At 35.5% G+C, this 7807-nt stretch carries 4 protein-coding genes; all 4 read left to right on the forward strand.

The window, feature by feature from the left end; all coding sequences use genetic code 11:
• Window positions 1-495, forward strand: a 495-nt coding sequence (locus B3J44_RS13385; protein ID WP_286968875.1) for a c-type cytochrome, incomplete at its 5' end; no start/stop codon positions are given.
• A gap of 37 nt (window positions 496-532) precedes the next feature.
• Window positions 533-3535: a glycoside hydrolase domain-containing protein gene (locus B3J44_RS13390; protein ID WP_286968877.1), complete on the forward strand. Its 3003-nt coding sequence runs from the start codon at window positions 533-535 to the stop codon at window positions 3533-3535.
• Between the two features lie 273 nt (window positions 3536-3808).
• A complete protein-coding gene (locus B3J44_RS13395; protein ID WP_286968878.1) occupies window positions 3809-6904 on the forward strand; it encodes a DUF5107 domain-containing protein in 3096 nt (1031 codons plus the stop codon).
• Window positions 6905-6926: 22 nt separating this feature from the next.
• Window positions 6927-7807 (forward strand): M1 family metallopeptidase (locus B3J44_RS13400; RefSeq protein WP_414654803.1); only part of this gene is annotated, 881 nt, incomplete at its 3' end.

The raw sequence follows: 7807 nt of genomic DNA on the forward strand, positions 1-7807 counted from the left end.
TTTAAAGGAGCCAAAAATTTAGAAATCGAATTTCCAGATGTAGCAGCAAGCCCAGAAAGAGGAAAAGTTTTATTTGCTGAAAACTGCGCAAGATGCCACGGAAACAATGGCGAAGGAGTTTACAATGCAGACAAATCGGGTTACACCTATCCTCCACTTTGGGGACAATATGGTTATCAGCCTGGTTCAAGCATGCATCGCGTAATCAAACAAGCACAATGGCTAAAAAGCAATATGCCTTATGATAAAGTTCAACTAGGAAAACCGTATCTTACAGACAAAGAAGCACTTGACATTGCAGCTTATGTAAACGACGATTCTGTACATACAAGACCAAACCCAAAAACATTGGATTATCCAGACAAAATGGGCAAACCGATCGATTATGCGCACAGTCCGTTTAATGATAATTTCTCTGAAGAACAGCACAAATACGGGCCTTATAAACCTATTATAGCTTATTGGAAAAAACAAGGATGGAAAGCCGTTTACTAAACTCAAAATATACTATTTAACCTGATTATACAATACAATGAAACTAAACCTAAACAACACAACGCTTTTACGCAGAATATTGATAATGTGTTTTATCACGATCAGTATTCCTCTAACTGCACAAATTAAATATTCAGACGGAAATGACAGCTGGAATCCGAATCAATTAGGAAATCACCGTGCTGTAGTTGCTTTTTCTGGTTCAGGAAATGTTGCTAAAACAACTATCGAATGGCGAAGAAGAGACACAAATCTAGAACTTAAAAAGATTATCGTTCAGGATGCGTCTGGAAAAGATATTCAGAACATAAAAACCGAAAACATCAATAGAGAAAACGGTACTATTTACTTCGAACCAATTTCTGGAAAAGGAACATACTATATTTATTACATGCCTTATGTAGACGAAGGAACTGCAAATTATCCAAAGGGAATTTATCAGAAACCTGAAGACAAAGCCGATGCAAAATGGCTTTCTAATGTAAAAGCAAACTTAAAAGACAATGCGGCTGTAACAGAAATTCAGAGCGTAAATGCTTTCAATAGTTTTTACCCAATGGAAGTAATTGCGACAGCTGCCGAAACTTCAACTCTTGTTGCAAAAAACAGTGGAAATTCATTTTTAGTTTTCCCAGAAGACAGAGAACATTCTATCAAATTAAAATCAGATTTGCCACAAAGATGGATTCAAAAAGGCGTTCAAAATAGCTTTTCTGATACGGCAATGAAAGGTGAATATTTAGCTTTTCAATTAGGCGTTTATGCTCTTGAAGATTTAAAAAACATCAAAGTAACTTTTACCAATTTCGTAAGTACAACTGGTGCAACAATCGAAGCTAAAGATATCAGCTGCATCAACACTGACGGAACGAAATATGACGGAAATCCTTTTACTAATACAGTTTCTGTATCAAAAGGAAATATTCAAGCTATGTGGTGCGGTATCGATGTTCCGCAAACAGCTGCTGCTGGAACTTACAACGGAAAAGCAACGGTTATTGCTGATGGAAAATCAAAAGAAATCAATCTACAAATTACGGTTTCTAACCAAGTAACCAAAAACGGAGGCATCGATAGTCCAGAAAAAATGACTCGCCTAAAATGGTTAAACTCAACTTTAGCGCAAGAAAATACAATTATTGCTCCATATACTCCATTAACAGTAAACAATTCTGAAATTGCTTTATTAGGAAGAAAATTAATTTTAGCTCCAAACGGATTCCCTGCGCAAATCCAAACGTTCTTTACGCCAGAAATGACTTCTGTAACAGCAAAAGCAAATGACGTTTTAAGCTCACCAATCGATTTTCATTTTGTTGACGCATCAGGAAAAGAAGTGCAATGGAAAAACAACGGTGTAAAATTCACTAAAAAAGAAGCTGGAACAGTTTCTTGGGAAAGCACTTCAACTTCAAAATCAGTTCAAATGGATGTAAATGCTTCTGTTGAATTTGACGGTTTTGTACATTATATCGTGAAAGTTACAGCTCTTGAAGATGTTGCCTTTAATGACATTAATTTCCAAATGCCAATGCAACCAACATCTGCAAAATACATGATGGGATTAGGCCAAAAAGGTGGTGATCGTCCTGCAACTTTCGATTGGAAATGGGATGTTGCACATAAAAACCAAGACGGCGCCTGGATTGGTGCTGTAAATTCTGGATTGCAGTTTTCTTTGAGAGATGAAAAATATAGCCGCCCTTTAAATACTAATTTCTATTTACAAAAACCTTTATTACTGCCTACTTCATGGGGTAACGAAAATAAGGGCGGCATTACCATTACACCAAATCCAAAATCGGTTTTAGTAAATGCGTACAGCGGTGCTAGAACAATGAAAAAAGGTGATGTTTTATACTATAACTTCAACTTGCTAATTACGCCTTTCCATACAATAAATACAGATTTTCAATGGGATACAAAGTTTTACCACAAATACAGCCCAATTGATTCTATTGCTAAAACTGGTGCAACGGTAATTAATATTCACCACGCAAACGCAATCAATCCGTATATTAATTATCCTTTTATCGAATTCAAAAAGATGAAAACGTATATCGATGAAGCACACGAAAAAAGATTAAAAGTAAAAATCTACAACACGGTTAGAGAGGTTTCAAACAAAGCTTATGAGACTTTTGCTCTTAGAAGTTTAGGTCACGAAATCTATTCTCCAGGAAAAGGTGGCGGATTCTCTTGGCTTCAAGAACATGTTGGCGACGATTATATCGCTGCTTGGTTTGTTCCTGAAATTAAAGATGCGGCAATCGTAAACAGTGGTATGAACCGTTGGCACAATTACTATGTAGAAGGAATGAATTGGCTGACTCAAAATGTTGGTATTGACGGAATTTATTTAGATGACGTTGCTTTTGACAGAATCACAATGAAACGTATCAAAAGAGTTTTAACAAAAGACGGGCATCCAGGAATTATCGACTTGCACAGTGCAAACCAATACAACAAAAGTGACGGATTTAATAACAGTGCCAACTTATACATGGAGCACTTCCCGTACATCAATAAATTATGGTTTGGTGAATATTTTGATTACGAAAAAAATCAGCCTGACTTTTTCTTGACAGAAGTAAGCGGAATTCCGTTTGGATTAATGGGAGAAATGCTTCAAGATGGTGGAAATCCGTGGAGAGGAATGGTTTACGGAATGACAAACAGATTGCCTTGGAGCGACGGTGCTGACCCGAGAAACATTTGGAAAGTCTGGGATTCTTTCGGAATTAAAGGTTCTGAAATGATTGGATATTGGAGCGAAAACTGTCCTGTAAAAACAAACAATGACAAAGTTTTAGCAACAGTTTACAAAAAGAACGGAACGGCTTTAATTTCAATCGCAAGTTGGGCAGATGCTGATGTAAATGTGAAACTAAATATTGACTGGAAAAAACTAGGAATCAATCCTGCAAAAGCAACTATTACTGCTCCAGAAGTTACCAATTTCCAACCTGCAAAAACATTCACAGCAAAAGACGAAATAACTGTTCCTAAAGGAAAAGGATGGTTACTTATTGTTAAGTAATTTTTCAAATACAACAATTACCTCGTCCAATTTGTCATTTCGACGAAGGAGAAACCTCCACAAGTAGCTCGACAAAGATTGACGATATACTTTGCGGAGTTTCTCACGAAGATTTCTCCTTCGTCGAAATGACAAAAAAGCTCAAAAAAATATGCCACAGATTACACAGATTACACAGATTAATTTTTATTACGCATAGATTGAAAAAAAATCCTTTTAATCCGTATAATCTGTGGCAAAAAAAAACAACCACAAAAAACCAAGCTCTCCATCATGAAATTTAGACCATTACTATCCTTTTTACTCCTTGGAAGCCTTTTTGTCACAGCACAAAACAAAACCACTATAAAAGAATACAAAAAAGTATTTACCACATATCCGTTCTCAGATCCTGATCCGATTCCGAAACCAGATACTAAGTTTTATCCGTATTTCCGTTTTGACGGTTTTACTGATAAACCCGTTCAGAAAGAATGGAAAGTAATCGAAATTGAAAACGATTATATCAAACTGATGATTCTGCCAGAAATTGGTGGAAAAGTCTGGTCGGCTATAGAAAAATCTACAGGAAAAGACATAGTTTACAATAATCATGTTGTAAAATTTAGAGACATTGCCATGCGCGGACCATGGACAAGCGGTGGTGTTGAAGGCAATTACGGAATTATCGGTCACACTCCAAACTGCGCCACTCCTGTCGATTACAAAATCATAAATCGAGAAGACGGAAGCATTAGCTGTGTGATTGGCGTTTTAGATTTATTAACGAGAACTTCTTGGAAATTAGACATCAATCTGCCAAAAGACAAAGCCTATTTTACCACAAATTCGTTTTGGTCTAACACAACCGAATTCGAACAGCCTTATTATACTTGGATGAATACGGGAATTAAAGCGGCCGAAAATCTGCAGTTTATTTACCCAGGACAGACTTATATTGGTCATAACGGAGATTACCATTCGTGGCCAATTGATAAAGAAAATAGCAAAGATTTATCTTTCTACAAAAACAACAATTTTGGAGGTTACAAGTCGTATCACGTATTCGGGAAATACGATGATTTCTTTGGTGGATACTATCATGACGAAGATTTCGGAATGGGAAGATATGGCAATCACGATGATAAACCAGGAAAAAAAATCTGGATTTGGGGATTGTCTCAACAAGGAATGATTTGGGAAAAATTATTGACCGATACTGACGGACAATATGTAGAAGTGCAAAGCGGAAGATTATTTAATCAGGCGAGCGAAGGCAGTAATCTTACGCCTTTCAAACAACGTTCGTTTGCACCGTATCAAACCGATACTTGGACAGAATATTGGTTTCCTGTAAAACAGACAAAAGGTTTTGTAAAAGCCAATAATTATGGTTCAGTCAACATTAAAAATGAAAACGACTGGCTGAAAATCTATTTTTCTCCGCTTCAAAAACTAAATGAAAAAATTGAAGTTTTTGAAAACGATAAAAAAGTGTATTCAAAGGATATTGCGCTTAATACAATGCAAACTTTCAAAGATTCTATTCAGGTAAAAGTCGATTCTAATAAATTGAAATTTGTTTTGGGTGGCAATAAATTGGTTTGGAATTCTGCTCCAGAAGACGGAAACATCAATCGTCCTGTAGAAATACCAAAAGATTTTGATCATAATTCGGTTTACGGATTGTATCAGCAAGGAAAAAACTACATCAGTTTTAAAGATTATGTTCTGGCTGAAGATAAATTGAATGCTTGTTTAAAACTAGATCCGAACTACGCTCCTGCTCTTTCTGCATTGGCTTCTTTACAAATCAGAAAATTAGATTACAAAGCAGCTGTAAATTCGGCAAGCAAAGCTTTGTCAATAGACACTTATGATCCTGCTGGAAATTATTTTTATGCTTTGGCAAACTTTCATTTAGGAAATAATACCGATGCAAAAGACGGTTTTGATATTGCTGCTGCAAGTGTTGAATTTAGAAGTCCTGCTTACACCGCTTTAAGTAAAATTTATTTAGCAGAAAACGATCTGCCAAAAGCGATTGAATATGCTGAAAAAAGCTTAATATATAATCAATACAACATAGAAGGTTTACAGGTTTTAGCGGTTTTATATCGTCTTCAAAATAATTCCGATAAAGCAAATTCGGTTTTAAAAACCATTACAAAATTAGATCCGCTGAATCATTTTGCTGATTTTGAAAAATACCTTTCGAACAATTCAAACGATTCAAAAAATGCATTTGTTGCTGCTATTCAAAACGAAATGCCAGAACAGACTTTTCTTGAATTAGGAATCTGGTATAATAATTTAAGCCGAAAAGAAGAAGCTCTAAAAGTGTTTTCTATCGCAGAACCAAGTGCTGAAATTATCTATTGGAAAGCCTTTTTAGAAAACAAACCAGTTGATGTAAGCAAAATTAAACCTGGAACAAGTTTTCCTTTCAGGAATGAAACGGCTGAAGTTTTGAAATTATTAATTAAAACAAACGATCAATACCAATTAAAATATCATTTAGGTTTAATTGAATGGAATCGTAACAGTATTTCAGAAGCTAAAAGATTGTTTTCAGAATGTGGTTCAAAACCAAATGATCCTGCTTTTTATGGCGCAAAAGCCTCTTTATTCAAAGACGATGCTTCAATAGTATTGGCAAGTCTTCAGCAGGCAATAAAATTGGATCCGCAAGGGTGGAGATACCACAAAATGTTGGCAGAACATTACATCGCTCAAAAACAATTTGATAAAGCACTTACAACGGCTGAATCTTTCTATAAAAAACATCAAGAAAATTATTTGATTGGAATGCTTTACGCTAAAACTTTATTGCTAAATAAAAAATACCGCGAAGCCGATTCGTTCTTGACCAAATTGCAAATTCTTCCGTTTGAAGGCGCAACGGCAGGAAGACAATTGTATCACGAAGCCAAATTAATGCAAGCTTTGGCAGAAATGAAAAACAAGCAGTACAAAAAAGCATTACAATTTATTGCCGATGCCAAACTGTTTCCAGAGAATTTAGGCGTTGGAAAACCGTATGATGAAAACATAGATGAAAGACTAGAAAACTGGCTGGATTATCAATGTTATAACAGTCTTGGAAACAAAGAAATGGCTTCGAAATTTTTAGATAAAATCGTCGCTTTCCGTCCTGTAGTGGATAATACAGTTATGAACTTCCTTCCGGCAAACAACCTTGTTTCGGCTTGGGCGATAGAAAAAACGTCTTCTGCGCAAGAAGCTGAAAAATGGATTAAAACTCAGGCAGATTTATATCCGACAAATAAAATAGTGCAGTGGACTTTATTGTCTTACACCAAAAAACCATCGAATATTTTGAGTGAAGATGAAAAAGACGGCGAAGTCAGAATTATCGAAAAATTGTAAAGAACTTTCAAAAACAATAAAAATGAAAAACCATTTTTTAAAATATACTTTTTTGGGTCTTGTCGTTTTGATGAGTCCAAAAATTGAGGCACAAAACAAAGCAGAAAAGGTTGATGAATTATCTATTTACCGCGCTACTCCTTTAAAAACACACGATTTAATTCATACCAAATTGGAAGTTTCATTCGATTATGGAAAACGTTATTTGTACGGAAAAGAATGGATTACTTTAAAACCGCATTTCTATGAAACCGATTCGCTTAAGTTAGATGCAAAAGGAATGGATTTTAAAGAAATTGCTATTATTGATGGCAAAAAAAGTATTCCGTTGCAATACAAATATGATAATGAAGAACTTTCAATCGCTTTAAACAGAAAATATAAAAGAACTGAAAAGTACACGATTTTTATTAATTACACCGCAAAACCAGCAGAGCTGAAAAGCAAAGCGGGCGAATCGATTACCAACTCAAACGGATTGTATTTTATTAATCCTGACGGAAAAGGTGACAAACCAACACAAATATGGACGCAAGGCGAAACGGAAGCTTCTTCTTGCTGGTTCCCAACAATTGATAAACCAAATCAGAAAACAACTTCTGAAATTGCGATGACTGTTGAGGCAAAATATACCACACTTTCAAACGGTAAATTGGCTTCACAAAAAGTAAATAAAGACGGGACAAGAACCGATACATGGAAGATGGAACAACCAAATGCACCTTATTTGTTTATGATGGCCGTTGGTGATTTTAAAGTCTATAAAGATTCTTATAATGGCAAAGAAGTCAGCTATTATTTAGAGCCGAAATATGCGCCATATGCCAAACAGATTTTTTATAAAACGCCAGATATGATGAATTTTTACAGCAAAATGCTTGGTGTAGAATATCCTTGGGCAAA

The sequence above is a fragment of the Flavobacterium sp. UBA4854 genome (genome assembly GCF_002399805.1).
Lineage (GTDB): Bacteria > Bacteroidota > Bacteroidia > Flavobacteriales > Flavobacteriaceae > Flavobacterium > Flavobacterium ginsengisoli.

What these genes read in the sequence shown, in the direction of transcription:
- B3J44_RS13390 (WP_286968877.1), top strand. Translation starts at nt 533, where the DNA reads ATGAAACTAAACCTAAACAACACAACGCTTTTACGCAGAATATTGATA.
- B3J44_RS13395 (WP_286968878.1), top strand. Translation starts at nt 3,809, where the DNA reads ATGAAATTTAGACCATTACTATCCTTTTTACTCCTTGGAAGCCTTTTT.